Origin of the sequence: Rahnella sp. PD12R, from assembly GCF_019200965.1 — a bacterium.
Classification (GTDB): domain Bacteria; phylum Pseudomonadota; class Gammaproteobacteria; order Enterobacterales; family Enterobacteriaceae; genus Rahnella; species Rahnella laticis.
In genome coordinates this window covers 133,411-157,836 of sequence record NZ_JAHTMS010000007.1, presented here as the reverse complement: position 1 = coordinate 157,836, position 24,426 = coordinate 133,411, and the positions used below count along the sequence as shown (strand labels likewise).

Annotated in this window: 20 protein-coding genes; 8 read left to right on the top strand and 12 right to left on the bottom strand. The window is 53.1% G+C overall.

Features of this window, described 5'->3' with window-relative positions:
- Nucleotides 1-12: 12 nt before the first annotated feature.
- Complete coding sequence (locus KWG64_RS25695; RefSeq protein ID WP_255562192.1) at nucleotides 13-777, bottom strand: YadA C-terminal domain-containing protein; 765 nt, start codon at nucleotides 775-777, stop codon at nucleotides 13-15.
- Nucleotides 778-1,240: 463 nt separating this feature from the next.
- On the opposite strand from KWG64_RS25695, the gene KWG64_RS15335 reads away from it, so the two are divergent.
- Nucleotides 1,241-1,567, top strand: coding sequence for a hypothetical protein (locus KWG64_RS15335; RefSeq protein WP_195823138.1), 327 nt, complete (start codon nucleotides 1,241-1,243; stop codon nucleotides 1,565-1,567).
- Between the two features lie 65 nt (nucleotides 1,568-1,632).
- On the opposite strand, the gene KWG64_RS15330 is transcribed toward KWG64_RS15335, so the two are convergent.
- Both KWG64_RS15330 and KWG64_RS15325 read right to left on the bottom strand, forming a co-directional pair.
- A complete protein-coding gene (locus KWG64_RS15330; protein ID WP_218522363.1) occupies nucleotides 1,633-2,139 on the bottom strand; it encodes a DUF1003 domain-containing protein in 507 nt (168 codons plus the stop codon).
- A gap of 175 nt (nucleotides 2,140-2,314) precedes the next feature.
- Nucleotides 2,315-2,620 (bottom strand): EthD family reductase, encoded by a 306-nt coding sequence (locus KWG64_RS15325; protein WP_218522362.1) that lies wholly within the window; start codon nucleotides 2,618-2,620, stop codon nucleotides 2,315-2,317.
- Between the two features lie 174 nt (nucleotides 2,621-2,794).
- Here KWG64_RS15325 and KWG64_RS15320 point away from each other — a divergent pair, with 174 nt between their 5' ends.
- Entirely contained in the window at nucleotides 2,795-4,141 is a 1,347-nt protein-coding gene (locus KWG64_RS15320) for a sodium:proton antiporter (RefSeq protein ID WP_218522361.1), read from the top strand.
- A gap of 72 nt (nucleotides 4,142-4,213) precedes the next feature.
- Here the strand turns inward: KWG64_RS15320 and znuB are convergent, their stop codons facing one another.
- Entirely contained in the window at nucleotides 4,214-4,999 is a 786-nt protein-coding gene (znuB, locus tag KWG64_RS15315) for a zinc ABC transporter permease subunit ZnuB (RefSeq protein ID WP_218522360.1), read from the bottom strand.
- Nucleotides 4,996-5,754 (bottom strand): zinc ABC transporter ATP-binding protein ZnuC, encoded by a 759-nt coding sequence (znuC, locus tag KWG64_RS15310; protein ID WP_104921747.1) that lies wholly within the window; start codon nucleotides 5,752-5,754, stop codon nucleotides 4,996-4,998. The genes znuB and znuC overlap by 4 nt, the downstream gene beginning before the upstream one ends.
- Before the next feature lie 95 nt (nucleotides 5,755-5,849).
- Between znuC and znuA the strand changes: the two genes are divergently transcribed.
- From znuA to lpxM, 3 genes are all read left to right on the top strand, one after another.
- The gene (znuA, locus tag KWG64_RS15305; RefSeq protein WP_218522359.1) at nucleotides 5,850-6,770 is read left to right on the top strand and encodes a zinc ABC transporter substrate-binding protein ZnuA; all 921 of its coding nucleotides are present in this window, start codon (nucleotides 5,850-5,852) and stop codon (nucleotides 6,768-6,770) included.
- 20 nt (nucleotides 6,771-6,790) lie between these two features.
- Entirely contained in the window at nucleotides 6,791-8,125 is a 1,335-nt protein-coding gene (mepM, locus tag KWG64_RS15300; RefSeq protein WP_165057806.1) for a murein DD-endopeptidase MepM, read from the top strand.
- A gap of 92 nt (nucleotides 8,126-8,217) precedes the next feature.
- The gene (gene lpxM, locus KWG64_RS15295; RefSeq protein ID WP_218522358.1) at nucleotides 8,218-9,198 is read left to right on the top strand and encodes a lauroyl-Kdo(2)-lipid IV(A) myristoyltransferase; all 981 of its coding nucleotides are present in this window, start codon (nucleotides 8,218-8,220) and stop codon (nucleotides 9,196-9,198) included.
- Nucleotides 9,199-9,258: 60 nt separating this feature from the next.
- Here the strand turns inward: lpxM and KWG64_RS15290 are convergent, their stop codons facing one another.
- The 6 genes from KWG64_RS15290 to KWG64_RS15265 form a co-directional block, all read right to left on the bottom strand.
- Entirely contained in the window at nucleotides 9,259-10,479 is a 1,221-nt protein-coding gene (locus KWG64_RS15290; RefSeq protein WP_218522357.1) for an MFS transporter, read from the bottom strand.
- 80 nt (nucleotides 10,480-10,559) lie between these two features.
- Nucleotides 10,560-12,944 carry a GNAT family N-acetyltransferase gene (locus KWG64_RS15285; RefSeq protein WP_218522356.1) on the bottom strand — a complete coding sequence of 795 codons (2,385 nt, stop codon included), beginning with the start codon at nucleotides 12,942-12,944 and terminating at the stop codon, nucleotides 10,560-10,562.
- 14 nt (nucleotides 12,945-12,958) lie between these two features.
- Nucleotides 12,959-14,284, bottom strand: coding sequence for a lysine N(6)-hydroxylase/L-ornithine N(5)-oxygenase family protein (locus KWG64_RS15280; protein ID WP_218522355.1), 1,326 nt, complete (start codon nucleotides 14,282-14,284; stop codon nucleotides 12,959-12,961).
- A gap of 13 nt (nucleotides 14,285-14,297) precedes the next feature.
- Nucleotides 14,298-15,866: an aspartate aminotransferase family protein gene (locus KWG64_RS15275; protein WP_255562191.1), complete on the bottom strand. Its 1,569-nt coding sequence runs from the start codon at nucleotides 15,864-15,866 to the stop codon at nucleotides 14,298-14,300.
- A 633-nt stretch (nucleotides 15,867-16,499) separates the two neighbouring features.
- Nucleotides 16,500-17,942 carry a pyruvate kinase gene (pyk, locus tag KWG64_RS15270; protein WP_195815239.1) on the bottom strand — a complete coding sequence of 481 codons (1,443 nt, stop codon included), beginning with the start codon at nucleotides 17,940-17,942 and terminating at the stop codon, nucleotides 16,500-16,502.
- Between the two features lie 233 nt (nucleotides 17,943-18,175).
- Nucleotides 18,176-19,045, bottom strand: a complete 870-nt coding sequence (locus tag KWG64_RS15265) for a MurR/RpiR family transcriptional regulator (protein WP_218522354.1) — start codon at nucleotides 19,043-19,045, stop codon at nucleotides 18,176-18,178.
- Nucleotides 19,046-19,455: 410 nt separating this feature from the next.
- Between KWG64_RS15265 and zwf the strand changes: the two genes are divergently transcribed.
- Nucleotides 19,456-20,931, top strand: a complete 1,476-nt coding sequence (zwf, locus tag KWG64_RS15260; RefSeq protein ID WP_152327060.1) for a glucose-6-phosphate dehydrogenase — start codon at nucleotides 19,456-19,458, stop codon at nucleotides 20,929-20,931.
- Between the two features lie 203 nt (nucleotides 20,932-21,134).
- Nucleotides 21,135-21,776 carry a bifunctional 4-hydroxy-2-oxoglutarate aldolase/2-dehydro-3-deoxy-phosphogluconate aldolase gene (locus KWG64_RS15255; protein WP_195815241.1) on the top strand — a complete coding sequence of 214 codons (642 nt, stop codon included), beginning with the start codon at nucleotides 21,135-21,137 and terminating at the stop codon, nucleotides 21,774-21,776.
- A gap of 179 nt (nucleotides 21,777-21,955) precedes the next feature.
- Here KWG64_RS15255 and KWG64_RS15250 read toward each other — a convergent pair whose 3' ends face one another.
- Nucleotides 21,956-22,300 carry a RidA family protein gene (locus KWG64_RS15250; protein WP_101080008.1) on the bottom strand — a complete coding sequence of 115 codons (345 nt, stop codon included), beginning with the start codon at nucleotides 22,298-22,300 and terminating at the stop codon, nucleotides 21,956-21,958.
- A gap of 144 nt (nucleotides 22,301-22,444) precedes the next feature.
- On the opposite strand from KWG64_RS15250, the gene KWG64_RS15245 reads away from it, so the two are divergent.
- Nucleotides 22,445-24,358, top strand: a complete 1,914-nt coding sequence (locus KWG64_RS15245; RefSeq protein ID WP_195815242.1) for an ATP-dependent DNA helicase — start codon at nucleotides 22,445-22,447, stop codon at nucleotides 24,356-24,358.
- Nucleotides 24,359-24,426 lie beyond the last annotated feature (68 nt).

Here is a 24,426-nt window from a genome sequence, read left to right as displayed (position 1 = left end):
ATAATTGAGTGATTACCAGCCCACGCTCACGCCTGCGCCGTAACCAACATTGCTTTGCGAGTCATCGGAAACGGACATTTTGACGATAGTCGCCTGCCCCGCATGGAATGATGCGCCAACGGAAAGCGCATTTTCGGAGTAGTAGCCGCCGATACCCGCGCCGACCGCAAACTGTTGTGATTCCTGAACCTGCGGAATATTGGCCTGCGCCATCGCAGAAGCAGAACCTGCGGCAGCTTCTTTTTTGTTGTCATCAACCTGAGATTTCAGATCGCTGAATTTCTGATTGGTGTATGACTCTGACTCAGACAGAACCTGTTTATCCGCCTGAAAACGCGCATGAGATTCTGACAACACTTCAGCGTGATTCTGTTCAGCTTCCGCGTTCAGTGCGGTGATTTGTTTGTCGTAATTCGCGGAGCGGACTTGCTGCTGGACAAGAGTTGAAGTTGTCTGTGTAACATGGTCAGGTTGAGTTTGCTCAATGGTGCTATCGGGCAACACTATTTTAACTTCTGGAGGGGTGATGGTCTGTTCAACGGGGTCAGCTTCGATTTCAGCCGCGTGTGCTGGCGTTTTGACCGGGGCTTTTAATTCCTGACGCAGTGACGGGTTGGCTGTAAAGACATCTTGTTGTTCATCGTAGGACAAGTTTTCCCACGAATTCAGAACTTTTGGGTTATTAGTGCCTAATTCGTAAACCTGATTCAGGAATGACTGACTGTCGGAGTCCGCAGCAACAGCCGGAACCGATGCTACTACAGTGAAAGCTATCATAGCGACAGTTGCTAAAACACGGCGAATGGTCGACGCCGATACTCCGAAGTAACGCGCCAATTCCGTTTTGTTATGATTTCCTGCGATGTAAGCATTTACGATCTGAGTATTACGGTCCGTTGCCTGAGCTTTCATAAGTTTTTTCCGACATTGAAATAAGTATCTAATAGCGACAAATAATGGCGTTAACAGAACGCTCTTCTTGTCTCCTAACGAAAATCATACATACGATGAATGTGACTTGTTTCACACATTCACGGTCGTTTGACTTATGTCAAGAAACGTAAACTTAAACCGCTACATGAATATGTTTCACTTAGCGCGCTTATTTGTAGCTGTCAGACACAGTTTTATGCCTCTAAAGGGGTAAAAATTAGGATTTTTCGTAGCGATTAGCGACGCAATGAAATACCTACGAGATTCCTGTACAATGTGTGAGGTTTTAAATTCGGGAGATAAGGCTATGGCAGATAACGCAAATGAGTTTCTGGACTACGTGCAACGATTGAATATCGATCAGCCTGCGTTGTGTATCCTGCTTGGATTGCCCCGCAGTACGTTAAATAAGTGGATTAACGGCACAGTGACGCAAATTCCTCAGGTGGCAGTGACGGCGGTGAGAATGTTGTGGTTCATGCGCGAAAGCGATGAGGCCCTCTTCGAAAAATGGGCGATGGTGCAGGATTTTGGTGTGACAGCTGAGTATGCGGTGAACGATAAAGCGCAGGTGTTTCTGCATACCATTAAGCGTGAACCGAGCGCGCCGATTAAAAGATTACTGACGAAATAGTGACTATTTTCGGAATAGGGAAGCGCTGACACAGACGGTCAAAGTGACCGTCTGTCAGTTAACAATCAGGCGCTTTTCGGCACAGCAGGTTGGGTTTTGCGTAATTCTTCCAGTAATTCCCGGACGCTGTTTTTCAGCTCGGCAATTTCCTTATCTCTCATGTCATCTATTTTTTCATGCAGCGCATAGAGTTCAAGGTCAGTTTTAACATTGACGTTGGATTCCATTTCCGCGCGGCGACTGTCGTTTATATTCTGACGTTTCTGGCTCATCATGATAGCCGGTGCGGTATAAGCTGCCTGGAATGACAGGAAAAGGTTTAATAAAACGAACGGGTAAGGATCGAATCCGCTTTTTTTAATCAGAATGTTATACGTTGTCCAGCCAATAATAATGGCCGTCTGGATCAGAATAAAAGTCCAGGTTGCAATACCGCCGGTGATGGCATCGGCCATACGCTGCCCGAACGTCGTCTCCTGCTCGCAGTCAGCGGGATCTGCCAGCAGTTCCTCATGTTCCTTCTTGCTTTGCTTTCTTAATTCAGTCAGCTGACGCCGTGATTTTGTATCCATGATGGTGCTTTCATACGATGAATGGGTCATTTAATCGTAGTAAATGCCACAGGATAAAATAGCGGACAGCGCCTAAATCTCACTGAACAGTCAGAATAAAGTTTTACAAGGTGTAACCTTTATTCTGACTGATTGTTTTATCGGTAAACCTTATTATTCACGAGGCGTTTCCGGTTCAGACAACAACCTCAAAAATCATCTTAACCGGTTCGATATTGGTGAAGTTCGCCACGTCTGCCACAAAGTCAGCGGCGTTGTCTTTCATGCCCTGTTCGAAATCTTCCATTGATTTGCAGTAAATATGGCACGCGGCGATAAACGGGGCGTCCGCCGGAGCATTTTCAGGGATTTTGTCGATGGCATAAGAATGGCAAAACGCACCCATGCGGCTTTTAATCAGCGGCAAATGCACGTTGCGGTAATAGGCATGATCAAAGGTTCCGTTTTTGATGTTCGGGTATAGCACACTGTATTTAATCAATTTTTGTCACCTTCAGTTTTAATATAACTCTTCACAACAAACGTCAAAATAATCGTCAAAACAGAAAAGGAGTCTAGCGCACGGTCTGCGCCAGTGCCGCGCCTTTTGTGCCCGATAACGTCTGAATTTCGCGATGTACTACGCTTAGACGATGGCATTTTAAAAGGACGAAACATGGGTTTTTTGGGATGGACCGCCGCAGTTGGCGGATTATTGTTAATTATGTCTCTGGCGTCGGGATGGATTTCCCGCGGACCGGTGACGACTTTTGGATTGTATCTGGCGGCGGGCGTGGTGTGCGGCCCGTGGGTTCTGGATTTACTGCACGTTGATCTGGTGGCGTATTCAACGCTGACCGCGCGTTTTACCGAAATCGCAATGGCGGCTTCGCTCTTTATTACCGGCCTCAAACTCCGGTTGCCTTTCCGTTCGCAAAGCTGGCGCGTCGGCGCGGTGCTGGCGTTTCCGGCGATGCTGCTGACCGTGCTGTGTGTCACCGTGATTACCCATTACATCACCGGAATGTCCTGGCCACTGGCGCTGGCGCTGGGGGCGATTATCGCGCCGACGGATCCGGTTCTGGCGAGCATGATTGCGGTCAATGATGCGAACGACGACGACGGCCTGCGGGTTGCGTTGTCGAGCGAAGCGGGGATGAACGACGGCTCGGCGTTGCCCGTTCTGATGCTGGCGTTAATGTTGTTTACCGCGCACGAAGGGTTGTCGTCTGAAGCTATCTGGCACTGGGCGTGGCGCGATGTCGTCTGGGCGCTGCTCGGCGGGCTGGGTATCGGTTTCGCGATGGGTAAACTGGTCGGGCTGAGCGCCACGCGTTTTCACAGCAGACAGCGCACGGTTGCGCCGAGTGATTTTCTGGCGCTGGCGCTGATTGCGCTGAGCTATGCCGCCGCGCAGAGCCTTGATGCGTCCGGTTTTCTGGCGGCCTTTGCGGCAGGTGTCGGTTTGCGCAGCGCCGAGGTGCGCGTGGTGTCGCTGCATCCGCCGGAAGATCTGGAAGAAGGGCGGCGGCCACCGCCAGCGGAAGGGATGGTGAATCCGCATCAGCGCCACAGCATGCAGGTGGAAATGCCGCAAAATTCTATCGGGCTGATGGTTGGCGATGCGCTGTCATTCGGCGATACCATCGAACGGCTGTTTGCCGCCGGAATTGTGATGGTGCTGGGGATTACGCTGGCGGAACACTGGGAGCCGATGGGCCTGCTGATCGCCGCCATACTGTTTATCGTGATCCGCCCGCTGGCCGTGTATTTCACGACGCTAGGCATCCGCGTGCCGCACGGACGGCGGCTGATGATTGGCTGGTTTGGCATCCGCGGGATCGGCAGTATGAATTACATCGCTTATGCGTGGACGCACGGACTGCACGGCGCGGAAGCTAATTACATGACTAACATTGCGTTTACGGTGATTGTGGCCAGCGTGGTTATCCACGGACTGACGGTGTCACCGGTGCTGCACTGGCGTCAGGCAAGGCAGGCGGCGAGGGCGCAAAAAGAATAACAGAAGAGATATAAATGAAAACGGACGCTCAGGGCGTCCGTTTTTACAGGTGTTTCTGCAATGATAGTGCCGTCAGGCAATCTGCTTTTTGCCGAGGCTGAGCATAAACAGCACGGCGGCGGAAAGCACCACGGACGGGCCCGCCGGTGTGTCGTAGAAAGCTGAAAACGTCAGGCCCGCGGTGACGGCGATAATGCCAATCACAATGGCGACTGACGCCATCTGTTCCGGTGTTTTGGCAAAACGGCGCGCCGTGGCGGCCGGAATAATCAGCAGCGACGTGATGATCAGCGCCCCGACAAATTTCATCGCCAGACCGATAGTCAGCGCCGTGACCAGCATCAGGATGATCCGCGAACGTTGCAGGTTTACGCCATCAACATGCGCCAGTTCCGGGCTGATGGTCATGGACAGCAATGCCCGCCACTGCCAGCAAAGTACCGCAATCACGATGGTAACGCCGACGGCAATCATCCAGATATCGCTGTACGTGACCGAGAGCAAATCACCGAACAGATACGCCATCAGATCGACGCGAACGCCGGACATCAGGCTGACCACTACCAGGCCGAGGGATAATGCGCTGTGCGCCATTATCCCCAGCAGGGTATCGACGGCCAGATGCGGTTTGCGTTCCAGCGCCACCAGTAAAACTGCCAGCAGCAAAGTTACGGCGATGACGGTATAAAACGGATTGACGTTGAGCAGCAGGCCAAACGCGACGCCGAGCAGGGATGCGTGAGCCAGCGTATCACCGAAATAGGACATACGACGCCAGACGACAAAAGAGCCCAGCGGACCGGCGGCAATCGCCAGCAAAACCCCGGCGATCCAGCCGGGTAATAACAGCGCGATCATGCGTCACGACCTCCGGTGTTGCGCAAAATAATCTTCCCTTTTAAGTCGTGGCGATGATTATGGTTGTGACGGTAAATCGCCAGTTGCTCCGCGCCCCGGTTGCCAAACATGGCAATAAATTCAGGGTGCGTGGACACCACCTCCGGCGAGCCGGAACAGCAAATATGCTGGTTCAGGCACAAAACTTCGTCGGTTTTTGCCATCACCAGATGCAGGTCGTGCGACACCATCAGGACGGCGCAACCGAGCTCACAGCGCAGGTTGTCGATAAGGTTATACAGCGCAACCTGGCCGTTGACGTCCACGCCTTGCGTCGGTTCATCAAGCACCAGAAGCTGCGGGCTGTTCAGAAGCGCACGCGCCAGTAAAACGCGCTGGTTTTCACCGCCGGACAGTTTTTGCATCGGCTGATCGAGAAGATGCGCCGCCTGAACGCGTTTCAGCGCAGGCAAAATGTCACTTTTTTTCACGCCGGGTTTCAGGCGCATAAACCGGCTGACGGTCAGCGGCATCGTCGGATCAAGATGAATTTTTTGCGGAACATAGCCGATGCGTAAACCCGGCTCGCAGGTCATCGTGCCTTCAGTTGGCGCAATCAGGCCAAGCACAACGCGCACTAACGTTGATTTCCCTGCGCCGTTCGGGCCAAGCAGGGTCAGTATTTTTCCCGGTTGCAGGCTCAGCGAGATGTTGGACAGCACGCGGCGAGAACCGAAAGTTACCGAGATATTTTGAAGCGTAGCTAATGTGGGCATGTCATAGGGTCTTGCAGAACAAATCGGATGTTATAATATTGCGTTTCGCGAAAAATAACCAGTTTTCCCCCAACACGAAGATGAGTTCACCCCGCATGATACAGAAAAAAAGCGTTAAACGGATGTTACTGGCAGCCGCAATCCTCAGTTCCGGTGCGGTTTTCAGCGCTCAGGCCGCCGTTCTGGCCTCCGTTCGTCCGCTGGGGTTTATAGCCGCAGCCATTGCCGACGGCGTAATGCCGACCGAAGTATTATTGCCCGATGGCGCGTCTCCGCATGATTTTGCGCTGCGGCCTTCGGATATTCAGCGTATGCGAACTGCGGATCTGGTGGTGTGGGTGGGGCCGGAAATGGAAGCCTTTATGACCAAATCGGTCGCGCAGTTGCCGCCGAATCGTCAGGTGGAAATCGCCGCACTTCCGGCGGTGAAACCGATGCTGATCAAAGGCAGCGATGATGATGAACATGACCACGATCACGACGACGGCGATCACCATCACGGCGAATACAATATGCACGTCTGGCTGTCGCCGGAAATCGCCCGCGAGACCGCCATTGTCATCCATAACAAGCTCGTGCAGCTTGTGCCGCAGAAAAAGCAACAATTAGATGCAAATTTGTCGCATTTTGAAGAGAGCTTGACAAAAGCTGACAAAAACCTTGGTAGTATTCTGCAACCTGTTCAGGGTAAGGGATATTTTGTTTTTCACGATGCCTACGGCTACTTTGAAAAACACTTCGGCCTTTCGCCACTTGGTCACTTCACGATCAATCCCGAAATACAACCTGGCGCACAGCGTTTACATCTCATTCGAACACAGTTGGTTGAGCAAAAAGCGACCTGCGTTTTTGCTGAGCCACAATTCAGGCCGGCCGTCATAACGGCTGTTGCCCAGGGAACAAAAGTGCGTATGGGCACATTGGATCCGCTGGGGAGCGGCATTGAACTGGGCGCGGACAGCTACGTGAACTTCCTGTCACAGCTGACGAACCAGTATTTGAGCTGCCTGAAGTAAGCTAAAAGGACAGAATTTAAGTGCAGCTGATAGCCCGATCTATCGCTCTGGCGTATAGCAACCTTCCACGGCCCCACCGCATTATGCTGGGGTCGCTGACCGTCGTCACACTGGCCGTCGCCGTCTGGAAACCGTTAGCCTATCACCCGGACAATGACCTTTCCGACACCAAACCGCTGGTTAAAAACATCACGTTAGATAACCAGCAATTGCGTTCGCTGCTTCCCGAAGCCAGTGAGCCTATCGATCAGTCGCCTCCGGCTGACGATGATATTCCTCAGGACGATCTGGACGATAAAACCGCGAACGAAGCGGGCGTTCATGAATACGTCGTTTCTACCGGCGATACCCTCAGCAGCATTCTGAATCAGTACGGCATTGATATGTCGGAAATTGCTGCGCTTTCGGACGCTAACCGTGATTTGCGTAACCTGAAAATCGGCCAGCAATTGTCATGGACGTTAAACGATGCGGGCGATTTACAGCGCCTGACGTGGGAGAAATCCCGTCGCGAAACGTACACGTTTGACCGTTCCGGCAATACCTTCAAATCTTCACTGGAAACCCTGAAAGGCGAGTGGAAAGACTCGGTCATTAAAGGCACGCTGAACGGCAGTTTCGTGACCAGCGCCAAAGCGGCCGGGCTCACCAGCGGTGAAGTCAGCGCGGTTATCAAAGCGCTCCAGTGGCAGCTTGATTTCCGTAAATTGCAGAAAGGCGATGATTTCGCGGTGCTGATGTCCCACGAAGTGCTGGAAGGGAAAAACGAGCAAAGTGAATTGCAGGCTGTGCATATGCGTTCCGGCGGCAAAGATTATTACGCCGTGCGTGCGGAAGACGGTAAATTCTACGACCGCACCGGCAGCGGGCTGGCGAAAGGTTTCCTGCGTTTCCCGACCGGCAAACAGTATCGCGTTTCCTCAAACTTTAACCCGCGTCGTCTGAACCCGGTCACGGGCCGCGTTGCGCCACACCGTGGTGTCGATTTCGCGGTGCCTGTCGGTACGCCGGTGCTTGCGGTGGGCGACGGCGAAGTCGTGGTCGCGAAAAACGGTGGTGCGGCCGGTAACTATGTCGCTATCCGTCATGGTCGCCAGTACATGACCCGCTATATGCACCTGCGCAAACTGCTGGTAAAACCTGGACAGAAAGTGAAACGTGGCGACCGCATTGCGCTTTCCGGTAACACCGGCCGTTCAACCGGCCCGCATCTGCATTTCGAAATGTGGATTAACCAGTTGGCCGTCAATCCTCTGACCGCCAAACTGCCTCGTACCGAAGGGCTGACAGGTAAAGATCGCAGTACTTACCTGGCAACCGTCCGCGAAGTCGTCCCTCAGCTGAAGCTGGACTGAACCTCAGGTTTTACTGATTCGCTGCCGTGATTTATTGCAAAATAACTCACGGCACTTATCATTAAGCCAGAATTTGTCATAAGAGCCTGAGCATGCAGCCAGAAAAAGAAAAACGATCATCCGTAGAATTTATTCCGCAATTTCAGAAAGCCTTTTACCATCCGCGCTACTGGGGCATCTGGCTGGGCGTCGGGGCGATGGCCGGTATGGCTTATCTGCCCGCGAAAGTCCGCGATCCGATTTTAGGCAGTCTGGGCCGTCTGGCCGGAAAGTTTGCCAAAGGCGCACGTCGTCGCGCGCAGATCAACCTATTGTATTGCCTGCCCGAAACCCCGGAAGCGGAGCGCGAACATATCATTGACGAAATGTTTGCCACCGCGCCGCAGTCGATGGTGATGATGGCGGAGCTGGCACTCCGTGACCCCAAAAAAATCACGCAGCGCATCCACTGGCACGGCAAGGAAATTGTCGACCAGATGCAGCGCGACGGCAAAAATGTGATTTTTTTGGTGCCACACGGCTGGGCTGTGGATATCCCGGCGATGCTGATGGCCGCCAGCGGTCAGCCAATGGCCGCCATGTTCCATAACCAGAAAAACCCGCTGACGGATTATCTGTGGAACAGCGTGCGTCGCCGCTATGGCGGGCGTTTACATGCCCGTAATGACGGGATCAAACCCTTCATCAGCTCCGTGCGTCAGGGTTACTGGGGGTATTATCTGCCGGATCAGGATCACGGCGCGGAACACAGCGAATTCGTTGATTTCTTTGGAACCTACAAGGCAACGTTGCCTGCGGTAGGGCGTCTGATGAAAGTCTGCCGCGCGCAGATAGTGCCGCTTTTCCCGGTGTATAACGGCAAAGAGCAACGTCTGGACATTTTTGTGCGGCCACCGATGGATGATCTGGCGACGGCGGACGATATCCGGATTGCGCGTCGTATGAATGAAGAGGTGGAGTTGCTGGTTGGGCCAAATCCTGAGCAATACACCTGGATCCTGAAATTGCTGAAAACACGCAAACCGGGTGAACCGGAGCCGTATTCCCGCAAAGAGCTTTTCCCGAAAAAGTAAGCGTTAAACATCGTATTAAGCAAAGAGGCTGAGCGTAAAACTCAGCCTCTTTTGCATTTATTATCCCGCTTTTATAGCGCGTTTCAGAAACAGCGTAATCAGCAGGGTTCCCGCCGTACCGAACAACAAACCGGCCAGCATGAAAATCCCGTAGCCCTGTGCGAAATAAAGTTGTTTCGCCAGTTCAATCCCTGTCGCAAAAACCACAATGGTGATCAGCCCGAGCGCCGCGGCCACCGTGCCTTTGCCCGTCGGGCTGGAGAACAGCGTCAGCCGGTAAAGCCCGGCATTGACCAGCCCGGAGCCCAGCGCATACAGGCTCAGCCCCGCCGTTATCCAGTACCAGGCATTAACCCTAAACAACGCCGCATAAGCGCTGATGCAAAGCCCGAGAACAATCGGCAAAATTCCCAGCCAGACCGGCGTACGGATATGCACTTTGCCACTGAGTTTACTCAGCGCAACGTTGCCGATGATAAGCCCGGTAAATACCGGAACCTGAAGCCAGCCGTATTGTAACGGCGTCATTCCGGCGTCCTGAATGAGCAATACCGGCGACTGCGCAACCCAGGCCAGCAGCGGCAACGTGATCAACCCGATCGATAACGAGCCGGTGACCACGCCAGTATTGGTGAACACTTCGCGGTGATCCGCCAGTAAGCGGCGCATTGAGAAACGGCCGTCGCGGCCAGACGCCGTTTCCGGCATGCTGCGCCACAGGCCCCAGAATGACAGCGCGGAGATCAGCGCAAACAGCGCAAACATCGCTTTCCACGGCGCGTAGTGAATGAACGCCGCGCCCGCCAGCGGCCCGAGCAGTGGCGCAATCAGCGTGATATTGGCCATCAGCGCCATCAGCTTTACGCTCAGGGCTTCGCTGAACGCTTCCTGAATGGCGGCGTAACCCACCGCGCCAATAAAGCACAGGCTCATGCCCTGTAAAAAACGCATCAGAATGAATTGTTCGATGCTTTGCGTGAATACCGTGAGAAAGCAGGTGACGGTAAAAAAGGCCACGCCCGTCAGCAAAACCGGCCTGCGCCCCAGGCGGTCAGAGAGCGGCCCGAGCAACCATTGCAGGAGAATTCCGCCACACAAATAGGCGGTCAGCGAGGTGGAAACCCAGTCGGCGCTGGCGCTGAAGTCGCTGATCACCTGCAACATACCCGGCTGAATCATATCGTGGGCAATATAAGTGGCGAATTCGAACATCACCAGCGACAGCGGAAACAGCCACTGACGCCAGCTCAGCTGAGAGGCGGGTTCAGAAACGGACGACATAACAAGACTTCTCCATTGCTCAAAATCAGAAAAGCGCGACCCTCTCAGGCCGCGCTAAAAAACGTGTTTAAGTGCGGGACTCAGTATTTATTCGCGTAGGCCGCAATCGGGTTTTCCAGCGTCCCGGCAAACTTGAGGTTTTGCGCCGGATCCGACAGGTTGATCATCTGCTGGTTATTTGCCAGTTGCAGACGGTTCAGGCAGGAATGCGTGAACTCCGCGCCAAACATGTCGTAACGGGCAAACTTCTCAGCCAGCTCCGGATACTGAATCTGGTAATCGCGGACGACTTCCGCCACCACCTGCCAGAACTGTCCGGCCGGATAATTGCCGTTTTCTTCCAGAATGCGGGCGATAAAGCGGAACACACCGGCAAACACGTCGGTGAAGATTGACAGGATTTTCAGCTCTTCCGGCACGTCGACCGCCAGTCGTTTGGCTTTTTCCGGCAGATGCGCATCCGGATTCATCACGGCGATTTCTTCCGCGATATCTTTCATAAACGCGTTAACCGGAATGTTGTTTTCGAAACGCAGGATCAGGTTTTCGCCGTGCGGCATAAACACCAGATCGTACTGATAGAAGCAGTGCAACAGCGGGCTGAGGTACGCGTGCATGTAACGCTTGAGCCAGTCGCCGGTCGCCAGACCCGAGGATTTGATCATCTCAACAATCAGGGCGTCGCCGTGTTTGTCGGTATGTAAAAGGGCGGCCATGGTCATCAGGCGCTGGTTCGGTTGCAACTGAGCCACCGGGTTCTGACGCCACAGCGCAGCAAACATTTTTTTATACGCGCTGTCGCCCTTAATCGCCTCTTCGAAATAGTGGTTGTGATAACCCAGTGAAGCCACTTCCTGAAGAATGCTGAAACCGGTGGATTGCAGGTAGGAATCGTTTTCGACCAGTTCCGCCAGCCATTCGTTGATGCCCGGCGTGGTCGCCATGTAATACGGCGAAAGTCCGCGCATGAAGCCCATATTCAGAATCGACAGCGCAGTTTTCACATAGCGGGCCTTCGGGCGGCTGGCGTTATAGAAGGTGCGGATGGACTGCTGCGCGAGATAGTTATCCTCACCTTCCCCCAGATAAATCAGGAACTGGCGGGCGATGTCCGGCGCAAATACCGTCAGTAACTTGTTCTGCCACTGCCACGGATGAACCGGCATGAAGTAGTAGTTTTTCGGATCCACACCTTTATCGACCAGACGCTGCGTGAACGCGCAAATCTGCGCGTCGCCCAGTTCTTCGGCGATCAGTTTTTCGTAGGGCAAACCTTCCACGCTGGCGAAATGAGCTTTGTCATGATGCACCGCGACCCAGACCAGTTGCAGTGGAATAGCCGCTTCCGGCGCATAACGCACGTAGTCACCGGCATCAAAACCGATGCGACCATTGTTGGCGATAAAGCTCGGATGGCCTTCGGTCATGCTGGTTTCCACGGTCTGGAAATCAGCTTCAGAAAGTTGTTTTGCGGTTGTGTGGTTATTCGCCAGTTTGTACGCGCTGCTGTAAAGCGTGCTGCTGATTTCTTCCATGTAGGTCGGCAACATCGTCTGTGAAATACCGATCTGCTCCGCAAATTCAATGATAAATTTCAGCGCATCCAGCGGTTGCGGCGTGAAGTTATCCAGACGCTGAATGCTGTCGAGATCAATCATCCAGTCGTTCAGCGGTAACTGACGCGCACGGAAGCGGTATTCAATTTCGGAAGCCGGAACGGCCAGCTGATAATCGGTCCAGGTGCCACTGTTTTGCAGCGCGACCGGCGCGAGCAGGCGTTCGTGCGTCAGCTCAGACAGGCATTTGCGTAACAGCAGGGCATTGGCTTTCGCCCAGATTTCCGGTTGCAGATGCTGGCCGGATTGCAGCTGAGATGAAGTCATGGTGTTTTTTTCCTTCTGGCGGGCCTGCAAAAAATCTTCGCGCTGGCAGAAAGCCAGCCACGCGGTTTTATGAGTCAGTTGAATTTGTTTCTGATAGCGGAAACCTGCACGCTTATTCAGTTTGTGGATCTTTTTGTTACGCACGTCCGGCTCAACCACCACGCGTTTCACGTCAGGCTGGCTGAACAGATATTCCATCACGGCTGAAAAGACCTGCCAGCTGAAACCGGAAACGGGTTTATCCGCCGGAGACAGCAAAATGTGCATGCCCATATCGCCGGGCTGAACGTCGTAGTGATCGCGTAATGGATCGTCCTGCACCGGATAGCATTCGATCAGAAAACGCGGCTGCCCGTCGATTTCACCCATCAGCGCGGCCAGCGGTTTTCCGGCAGTCAGGTCACGGTAGAAAACATCAACATCGGCCACGCTGCTGTTTTGCATTCCCCAGAAATGCGCGTAAGGCTGCGTCATCCACGCATGCAGGACGGCGGCGTCATTTGCCAGATGCACCGGGCGTAATGTCAGCTGCCCGGCGTCGCGATGGCAGGTGAACAGGGGAGCGGGTGTAAGTTCAGACATGGGTTATTTCTCCGTTATCTGTCTGCAAGGCTGCGGGCGCAGAAAGTCTGGAAGGCGATCGTTTTTTCCACCGGATAGACTTCCTCACCGAGCATTTCACGAATAATGGAACTGTTGCGGTAACATGCCATACCCAGATCCGGCGTGACGAAACCGTGGGTATGCAGTTCGGCGTTCTGGACAAAAATCTGATTGTTCGCGTCGATGCTGTAGTTGCGGTTGACGGCGTAGCGCCCGGCGTCATCCCACTGAATCCGGTTGTAAATACCTTCGATAAACTGCGGCGGCTGATAACCGTAACCGGTGGCGAGCACCACGGATTCCGTCTGATGGCGATATTCCTGCTGCTGTTCGTGGTGAAGCAGCGTCATCTCCAGCTCGCCTTTGCGGTTACCCGTCAGCGCGGTCAGCTCCGAATACGTGTAGAGATCGACATTCAGCGGGCCATCCAGGCGTTTGGTGTACATCAGGTCATAGATGTCGTTGATCAGGCTGATGTTGATGCCTTTGTACAAGCCTTTTTGCTCGCGGTTCAGCTGGTCGCGCTTGCTCATCGGCAGGGCATGGAAGTAATCGATGTACTCCGGCGAGGTCATTTCCAGCGTCAGTTTGCTGTACTCCAGCGGATAGAAACGCGGCGCGCGGGTCACCCAGGTCAGGTGATAATCGTACTTGTCGATTTCTGAAAGCAAGTCGTAATAAATTTCCGCCGCACTCTGGCCGCTGCCAACCACGGTGATGGATTTCGAGCGCTGCATCCGCTCTTTGTTCGGCAGGTAGGCGCTGGAATGATGAACGTTGCTGCCCGCTTCACGGGCGCAGGCCGGCATCCACGGTGACGGACCGGTGCCCAGCACCAGACGTTTGGCGCGGTAAATCCGTTTCTCGCCGCCTTTGGTCGAGCGCGCCTGCACCAGATAGCATTCGGTTTGTGCGTCCCACGTCACCAGTTCCACTCGCGTGGAAAATTGCAGGCTGGTCAGCTGTTCGCACGCCCACTGGCAATACTGATTGAACTCTTTGCGCATCATGAAGAAGTTTTCACGGATGTAAAAAGAGTACAGTTTTCCTTGTTGCTTCAGATAGTTGAGGAAACTGTAAGGGCTGGTCGGATCGGCCAGCGTCACCAGATCGGCCATAAACGGCGTCTGCAAGTGTGCGCTTTCCAGCATCATGCCGGTATGCCAGTCAAAGCCGTCATTTTGATCTAAAAACAGTCCGTTCAGCGCTTTTACTGGCTCCGTCAGACAGGCCAGGCCGAGGTTGAACGGGCCGATGCCAATCGCAATAAAATCGTAGGTCTGTTTTTCTGCATTCAGTTCAGGGGAATTAAGGCTCATGGTGCAACTCCTGTTAGCGGTTCTTCGCGGCGCTCAGCGCGGCGGCGGTCAGTTCTTTGCCGTAATGCGTGATAAGGCTGAGCACATCGGCGACGTCTTCCTTGGTGGTGGTCGGGTTGAGCAGGGTGAATTTCAGGTACTGGCGCTGATGCACTTTGGTTCCGGCTATCACGGCGCTGCCGTCGCGGAAAATGGCTTTGCGGATGTCGGCATTGATGGTGTCAATCTGCTCCTGGCTCATCGACATGCGCGGGACAAAGCGGAACACCAGCGTGCTCAGTTCGGGTTTGTGCAACACTTCAATGTTCGGGTTTTGTTCCATCAGCTGATGGGTTTCGGTGGCGCGTTCCAGCAGCACATCGAAGGATTCGCCCAGCGCCTGCTGGCCCATGATGCGCAGCGTCAGCCACATTTTCAGGGCGTCGAAACGTTTGGTGGTCTGGATGCTTTTGTTGACCAGATTAGGTGTGCCTTCCAGTTTTGCACTCAGCGGATTCAGGTATTCCGCGTGGTGAGTGACGTGTTCCAGATGGCGGTGATCGTTGACCAGAAACGCACTGCAACTGACTGGCTGGAAGAAGGATTTGTGATAATCAACGGTCACGGAATCGGCCAGATGAATCCCTTCTATGCGCTGGCGATGCTGCGGGGAAACCAGTAAACCACAGCCATAAGCGGCGTCGGCGTGCATCCAGATTTTCTCTTTGCGGCAGATTTCCGCGATTTCATTGAGCGGATCGATACTGCCGAAATCGGTGGTGCCCGCCGTGGCCACAATGGCAATCGGGATCAAACCTTCTGCGTGACAGCGTTCGATTTCCTGTTTCAGCGCGCTGATATCCATACGGAATTTGTCGTCACAGGCGACAGGCACCACGGCGTCATAGCCGAGGCCGAGCAGGGCGGCGGATTTCTGAATGCTGAAATGGCTGACCTGTGAACTGAAGATGCGCCAGCGGTTAGCGTCCGGCGGTAAGCCCTGATATTTGATGCTGTGCTGCGGACGCGTGCGTTTGCAGTGACTGTCGCGCGCCAGCAACATCGCCATCAGATTTGATTGCGTGCCACCGCTGGTGAAAATACCGTCCGACTGCGCGCCAAAGCCAATGCGTGCCAGCGTCCAGTCGATGACCTTTTGCTCAATCAGCGTACCGCCTGCGCTCTGGTCCCAGGTATCGACGGAAGAGTTGATCGCGCTGATAAAAAGTTCGGCCAGTTGCGACGGAACGACGGTCGGGCAGTTGAGATGTGCGAGGTATTTCGGGTGATGGAAATAAACAGCGTGCTGAAGATATAAATCGTCCAGCTCTTCCAGCGCCAGCCGCGTTCCGTCTAAGGGTTTGGTTAAATCAATATGGCGAAACTGTTCGGCTAATTCGGCAGGGGACACACCCGAAAAAGGCTTTTCGGTCTGATTAATATGAGACTTAATTAATTCAATCCCTTGCTCAATCTGCGCCTGCCAGTCCGGGGTGCTATTTTGATTGAAAATATAACCCTGATTTTTGCTTAATTTTTCCTGAGCAGGCGAGAGGTTATTCGCGCTGTCCTGCATTAATTCCCAATTATTTATCTGGCTCATTCTGGACCCTTTTAATCTGACCTTTTCATCGGGAGCAGGCGCGGGGCGGCCTCCCGAATGTATTAAGGAAATTTCAGTGAACGTAAGCGTTAGCAGGCAGGGCTCATGGCCACGCCTGTTAAGTGTATGGTTAATTATTTTTCTTTATCAGAAATTGCAGGTTATTTGTCTTGTCTGATTTCCTTTGTGCGGATTTATACAAGGTTTTAACGATTGGGAATCATTATAAATGCAAATCATTATCATTCAATAACGACATTGAACATTTAGCAAATACCTGTGTTTTTGATGTTTTTATGTGATCAAGGTCACATAAAAATGTAAATTTGGCTTTGGATACTCTTAATCCTATGAGAGAAGTCTGTATTTGTTATTCAATTCTGTGCTCTCAATCCGGGCATTCAGGATACAAAAAGTTATATTTAGCCATAATAAGTGCAGGTGTAATTTGTTTTTATCACGGAAGTATTGTTGTGATGCAGAGGAGTATTTCCACCAGATGGCAAAATAATGATCAAATTAAGAGCTTTAAATACCTTCATACGGCAGAGGAATGAAATTATTAAATGCAGGGAAATAAAAAGGCCGATCATAATAATCGGCCATTGAGTTATATTTTATTACATTTAGAGATTAATCAACACGCAACAGGCGGCTGGTATTGGTTGTGCCTATGGTGCTCATCACGTCGCCCTGAGTGATGATCACCAGGTCGCCTGAAAGCAGATAACCTTTATCACGCAGCAAGTTCACCGCGTCCTGAGCGGCTGCGACGCCGTCGTTAACGCTGTCGAAGAAGACCGGCGTGACGCCACGATAAATGGCGGTCAGGTTAAGCGTGTGCTCATGACGGGACATGGCAAAAATCGGCAGGCCGGAGCTGATACGTGACAACATCAGCGCGGTGCGGCCAGATTCGGTCATGGAGATAATCGCCGAGACGCCTTTCAGGTGGTTGGCGGCGTACATCGCTGACATGGCAATGGCTTCTTCGATGTTATCGAATTCCACGTCCAGACGGTGTTTGGAAACGTTGATGCTTGGGATTTTTTCCGCACCGAGACAAACACGCGCCATAGCAGCCACGGTTTCTGACGGATACTGCCCGGCAGCTGTTTCAGCAGAAAGCATCACGGCGTCGGTTCCGTCGAGCACGGCGTTCGCGACATCCATCACTTCCGCACGGGTTGGCATCGGATTGGTGATCATCGATTCCATCATCTGCGTCGCGGTAATAACAGCGCGGTTGAGCTGACGGGCACGGCGGATCAGTTTCTTCTGAATACCCACCAGTTCCGGGTCACCGATTTCAACGCCCAGGTCACCACGGGCCACCATCACAACATCGGAAGCGAGAATGATGTCATCCATCGCCGCGTCGGTCGCAACGGCTTCAGCACGTTCAACTTTAGAAACGATTTGCGCATTACAGCCGGCATCGCGTGCCAGACGGCGTGCGTAGTTAAGATCTTCGCCCGTGCGTGGGAATGAAACTGCCAGATAATCTACGTCCATTTTGGCCGCAGTAATAATGTCTGCTTTATCTTTTTCAGTCAGGGCCTCAGCGGAAAGACCGCCGCCCAGCTTGTTAATGCCTTTGTTGTTGGACAGCGGGCCGCCAACAGTGACTTCGGTGAACACTTTCATGCCCTGAACTTCGAGCACTTTCAGCTGCACACGGCCATCATCAAGCAGCAGAATGTCGCCCGGTACCACGTCGGCAGGCAGACCTTTGTAGTCGATACCCACTTTCTCTTTATCGCCTTCACCCTTGCTCATGTTGGCGTCGAGCAGGAATTTGTCGCCGATATTCAGGAAAACTTTGCCTTCTTTGAAGGTCGATACGCGGATTTTTGGCCCTTGCAGGTCGCCAAGAATAGCCACGTGGCGGCCAAGACGGGCGGCGATTTCGCGCACTTTGTTGGCGCGCAGGATGTGGTCTTCAGGGGTGCCGTGGGAGAAATTCATACGTACAACGTTTGCACCGGCGGCAATAATTTTTTCGAGGTTGTTGTCGCGGTCAGTTGCAGGACCGAGGGTGGTAACAATCTTGGTTCTTCTGAGCCTTCTGGACATGCCTTACTCCGTTAACTGGTGAAGCAATTATTGTGCAAAAAACAGCGGGTCCACATTGGGTTGAGGTGTAATTGTAATACAAAAGGGTTTCACCTGTGTGACCCGCTGACCTCATGTCTGACATTTGTCCTGCGCACTTTGCGCGTAGATTTTCCGCCAGACTCCCTATTAAATCGTTGGTGTTCAATTAATATGTTTAGTGAATGATTTGCTGTCTGCCGCGAAGGGCAATGTCATTCAGGCAGGTTAGGGACAACAATACCCTTATCAAAGCGCGATTCTTTCAACGCTTCTTTGACCCGCTTCAGGTTATCTCTGAATTTTGCGCCACGGCGCAAGGTAAAACCGGTGGCCAGCACGTCGATCAGCGTCAGTTGTGCAATCCGCGAGACCATCGGCATATAAACGTCGGTGTCTTCGGGCACATCGAGCAGCAGGGCGAGCGTGGCTTCGTGTGCCAGCGGCGTATTAAAAGAGGTGATAGCAATGACCGTGGCATCGTTTTCGCGGGCAAGGTGCGCAAGTTCCACCAGATTTTTGGTGCGTCCGGTGTGAGAAATCAGCACAACGACGTCGCCTTCGCTGGAGTTCATGCAACTCATACGCTGCATGACGATGTCATCGAAGTAGACCACGGGAATGTTGAAGCGGAAAAATTTGTTCATGGCATCATGCGCGACGGCGGCGGAAGCCCCCAGCCCGAAGAAGGAAATCTTCTTGGCCTGTGTGAGTAAGTCGACGGCGCGGTTGATGGCGGCGATATCCAGGGTGTTTTTCACCTGATCGAGGCTGGCCATCGCAGATTCAAAGATTTTACTGGTGTAAGCGCTGACGCTGTCGCTTTCATCCACGTGACGGTTCACATAAGGCGTACCGTTTGCCAGACTTTGTGCCAGATGCAGTTTAAAATCTGGAAACCCTTTTGTGTCGAGACGACGGCAAAAACGGTTTACAGTAGGTTCACTGACGTCGGCCATACGGGCGAGAGTGGCAATACTGGAATGAATAGCAATCTGCGGCGATGCGAGGATAACTTCTGCAACTTTGCGTTCTGACTTGCTCAGAATGTCAAGGCTGGTCTGGATTTTTTCCAATGTATTCATAAGCATGCCACTCATAGGTTTCAACGATTTCTTTGAAAAGAGGAAATCGTTCTGATTTGATGAAAATATACTACGCGCTTCAGGCCGTTGGCAGCGTCAGTCAGGCGAATTTACGGCTTTTTTTGTCAGAGTTTGACCGAGATCTAACTTTCAGTATGGTAAATTCTGTTCAGTTTTGTCATAAAATTACAGAATGCGGTCGGTTTTCGACGCGTCTGGAATACGCAGGATAAAAACAGGGTTTTATCAGCAAGTTATCACGCTGTCAGATCAAGGTTTACGGCTTACGGGCAATCAGAGTACATTGTTGCTGAAATAAAATTACAATATGTACCCGAGATAATTCGAGTTGCAGCTCACGCAAAGGCAACCAGAAATAGATTAGGTATTCCTGCATTGAGGAGAAGAACATGGCGGTAACTCAGACAGCCCAGGCGTGTGATCTGGTAATTTTCGGTGCAAAAGGCGATCTTGCGCGTCGTAAGCTGTTGCCTTCCCTGTATCAGTTAGAGAAAGCAGGTCACATTCACCCTGACACCCGCATCATTGGTGTTGGGCGTGCGGAATGGGACAAAGCGGCCTATACCGAAGTGGTTAAAGAAGCACTGACCACCTTCATGAAAGAAAAAATTGATCCGGAACTGTGGGATAAACTCAGTGCCCGTCTTGATTTCTGTAACCTTGATGTCAACGATCTGAAGCATTTCAAAGTGCTGGGCAAAATGCTTGACCAGCAAAACCGCGCCACCATCAACTACTTTGCGATTGCGCCAAGCCACTTCGGTGCGATTTGCCGTGGTCTGGGTGAAGCAGGGCTGAACAAAGAACCTGCGCGCGTTGTGATGGAAAAACCGCTGGGTCACTCTCTGGAGTCTTCTCAGGTCATCAACGATCAGGTTGCGGAATATTTCGCCGAATCTCAGGTTTACCGTATCGACCATTATCTGGGTAAAGAAACGGTACTGAACCTGCTGGCGCTGCGTTTTGCCAACAACCTGTTCGCCAGCAACTGGGATAACCGCACCATCGATCACGTGCAGATCACCGTTGCGGAGGAAGTGGGTATCGAAGGCCGCTGGGGTTATTTCGATGACGCGGGCCAGATGCGCGACATGATCCAGAACCACTTGCTGCAAATTCTGACCATGATTGCCATGTCGCCTCCGGCGGATCTGAGCACCGACCGTATTCGTGATGAAAAAGTCAAAGTGCTGCGTTCCCTGCGCCGCATCGACCAGTCAAACGTGCGTGAAAATACGGTGCGTGGCCAGTACACCGCCGGCTTCGTCCAGGGCAAAAAAGTGCCGGGCTATCTGGAAGAAGAAGGCGCGAAAAAAACCAGCAGCACCGAAACCTTTGTCTCTATCCGTGTGGATATCGACAACTGGCAGTGGGCTGGCGTGCCGTTCTACCTGCGTACCGGTAAACGTCTGCCGACCAAATGTTCTGAAGTTGTGGTGTACTTTAAGAGCCCGGCGCTGAACCTGTTCCGCGATTCTTATCAGCAGTTGCCGCAGAACAAACTAACCATTCGTCTGCAACCGGACGAAGGTATCGAAATCGAAGTGCTGAACAAGGTTCCGGGTCTGGAACACAAACATCGTTTGCAGACAACCAAACTGGATCTGAGCTTCACCGAAACCTTCAACGAGCAACACATCGCCGATGCCTACGAGCGTCTGCTGCTGGAAACCATGCGTGGGATCCAGGCGCTGTTCGTACGCCGTGACGAAGTGGAAGAAGCCTGGAAATGGGTCGACTCCATCATGAATGCGTGGGCGGCGGAAAGCGAAGCGCCAAAACCGTATCAGTCCGGTACATGGGGGCCGGTGGCTTCTGTGGCCATGATTACCCGTGACGGCCGTTCCTGGAACGAGTTTGAATAACCGGTAATCCTTAAAAAACGCTGCCTGTGCAGCGTTTTTTTATGACATATCAATTCTTTTAGCAGTTAGGAATAGTAGTATCTCGTCGAATCGGGTGTGGTCGGTTTCTGACAACGTTTTTTCTTTCTGAAAAGTTGCCGGACCCTGTGGCAGGGGCGCGCCATCAATCACAACGGTGCCTGCGGGCATGAACGGAGAACAAGATGAAAAACTGGAAAACAAGCGCGGAACAAATTCTGACCTCAGGGCCGGTTGTTCCTGTGATTGTTATCAACAAACTAGAACACGCCGTTCCGTTGGCGAAAGCGCTGGTTGCCGGTGGTGTGCGGGTGCTGGAAGTGACGCTGCGTACCGCCTGTGCGATGGACGCAATCCGTGCGATTGCCAAAGAAGTGCCGGACGCCATTATTGGTGCGGGAACCGTTCTCAATCCTGAACAACTGGCCGAAGTCACCGAAGCAGGCGCTCAGTTTGCGATCAGCCCTGGCCTGACAGACTCTTTGCTGAAAGCAGCCAACGCCGGTTCTATCCCGCTGATTCCGGGTATTTGCACCGTATCAGAACTGATGATGGGTCTGGATGCCGGTCTGCGTGAATTCAAATTCTTCCCGGCGGAAGCCAACGGCGGCGTGAAAGCGTTGCAGGCGATTGCCGGTCCGTTCCCGCAAGTGCGTTTCTGCCCGACCGGCGGGATTTCACCGGCGAACTACCGTGATTATCTGGCGCTGAAAAGCGTGCTGTGCATCGGCGGTTCATGGCTGGTGCCTGCGGACGCGCTGGAAAGCGGCGATTACGCACGTATCACGCAGCTGGCAAAAGAAGCCGTTGCGGGCGCAAAAGCGTAATACCCGTCATCCTTCGGGCCGCCTCTGCGTTGGCTGTCCTCGCGAACCCCGGTCACATACTGAATGTATGCTCCCGGGGATTCACTCAGTTGCCGCCTTGATGCGATCCGAATGTTTTAGGGTATTTCAAAACGTGAAAACCTCCCGCGGGAGGTTTTTTTATCTCTGAGATCCGGCGCTTAGCGTGCGGCGATGATCTTAATTTCGATTTTGTATTTCGGGTTCATCAGGTTGGCCTGCACGGTGCAGCGGACTGGCGCGTTACCCGGAGACACCCACGCATCCCAGGCTTCGTTCATTGCCGGGAAATCTTCCTTGTGAACCAGAAACAGCGTGGCATCGAGAATTTTGCTCTTGTCGGAACCGGCTTCTGTCAGCACGGCATCGATGATGGCCAGCGTTTCAGCGGTCTGATCTTTCGCATTTGCATCCAGATTTTCCGGCACCGCCGTGTAGTAAATGGTGTCGTTGTGGATGACCACATCAGACATGCGTGGCTCAGGTCGGATCCGTTCGATAGTCATACTTTTGTGCTCCTGTTAGTCACTTTTTATTGATGGCGGTAAGGGTAACACAAAGGCTTGCTGCGTTGGATTGGCAGATGGCGGTGGCGGTGAGGGCGTTCGGTTGGCATAATCACTGCTGATCCGTACAGGTAGAGAGATTCAGTGACAGACGATTTTGCAACAGATGGCGCCCTGGCGCAGAAAATTGAAGGTTTCAAACCCCGTGAACCGCAGCGTCTGATGGCGCAGGCCGTCAGCAAAGCCATCAGCGGAAAACAGGGGCTGGTCGTTGAGGCCGGAACCGGAACCGGGAAAACCTACGCCTATCTCGCGCCGGCATTACGCTCGGGCAAAAAAGTCATTATTTCTACCGGCTCTAAAAATCTGCAAGACCAGCTCTATTCCCGTGACCTGCCGAAAGTCGCTTCTGCGCTGCAATTCAAAGGCCGTCTGGCGTTGCTCAAAGGGCGTTCTAACTATCTGTGTCTGGAACGTCTGGAGCAGCAATCACTTTCCGGCGGCGATCTCGCCAGTCAGGCGCTCAGCGAACTGGCGCATCTGCGGCACTGGTCGAGCAGCACGGAAGAGGGCGATATCAGCACCTGTACCGTGGTGCCGGAAGACAGCTTTGTCTGGCCGCTGGTGACCAGCACCAACGATAACTGCCTGGGCAGCGACTGCCCGCTGTACAAAGAATGTTTCGTCGTCAAGGCCCGCCGTAAGGCGATGGACGCTGACGTCGTGGTTGTTAACCATCACCTTTTTATGGCCGATATGGTGGTCAAAGAGAGCGGCTTCGGTGAACTAATCCCGCAGGCCGACGTGATGATTTTCGACGAAGCCCATCAGATCCCCGATATTGCCAGCCAGTATTTTGGCCAGCAGGTGACCAGCCGTCAGTTGCTCGACATGGCGAAAGACATCACCATCGCTTACCGTACGGAAGTGCGTGATTCGGTGCAGTTGCAGAAAAGCGCAGACCGCCTGAGCCAGAGCACAATGGATTTTCGTCTGGCGCTCGGTGAGCCGGGTTTTCGCGGTAATCTGCGCGACGTGCTCAGCCAGCCTGCCATTCAGCGCGCGCTTTTGCTGCTCGATGACGCGCTGGAGCTTTGCTATGACGTGGTCAAACTGTCTCTCGGGCGCTCGGCCTTGCTGGACGCCGCCTTCGAGCGCGCCACGCTGTACCGCAACCGTCTCAAACGCCTGAAAGATGTATCGATTCCCGGCTACAGCTACTGGTACGAATGTAACTCCCGTCATTTTGTTCTGGCGCTGACGCCGCTGTCGGTCACCGATAAATTCAGCGAAATGATGAAAGAAAAGCCGGGCGCGTGGATTTTTACGTCCGCAACGCTTTCGGTGAACGATCAGTTGCATCATTTCACCGAACGTCTCGGGCTGGATGAGGCGGAAACGTTGCTGCTGCCCAGCCCGTTTGATTACGCCAAACAGGCGCTGTTGTGTGTGCCGCGTTTCCTGCCTGAATCTAACGGTCAGGGCAGTTCCAAACAGCTGGCGCGTATGCTCCGGCCACTGATTGAAGCCAATAAAGGGCGCTGTTTCTTCCTGTGTACGTCGCACAAAATGATGCGTGAGCTGGCGGAGGAATTCCGCGCCAGTCTGACGCTGCCGGTGTTGTTACAGGGGGAAACCAGCAAAGGCCAGCTGCTGGCGCAGTTTGTCGAAGCGGGCAATGCGCTGCTGGTGGCAACCAGCAGTTTCTGGGAAGGTGTGGATGTCCGCGGCGACGCGCTGTCGTGCGTTATCATCGATAAATTGCCGTTCACCTCGCCCGACGATCCGCTGCTCAAAGCGCGCATCGAAGATTGTCGTTTGCGCGGCGGTGATCCGTTCAATGACGTACAATTACCGGATGCGGTCATTACGCTTAAACAGGGCGTCGGGCGACTGATCCGCGACACCGATGACCGTGGCGTGATGGTGATTTGCGACAACCGCCTGGTCATGCGCCCGTATGGCGAAGTTTTCCTCAACAGTTTGCCGCCGACGCCGCGCACACGTGATCTTGCACAAGCGATACGCTTTTTACAGAACGTGGAAGAGCAGAAATAGCCTTTACGTTATGTTAGGATAGCGCCCCGAAAAAAGGTCCTAACTTATTCATTTCCCCGCCTGAGGTT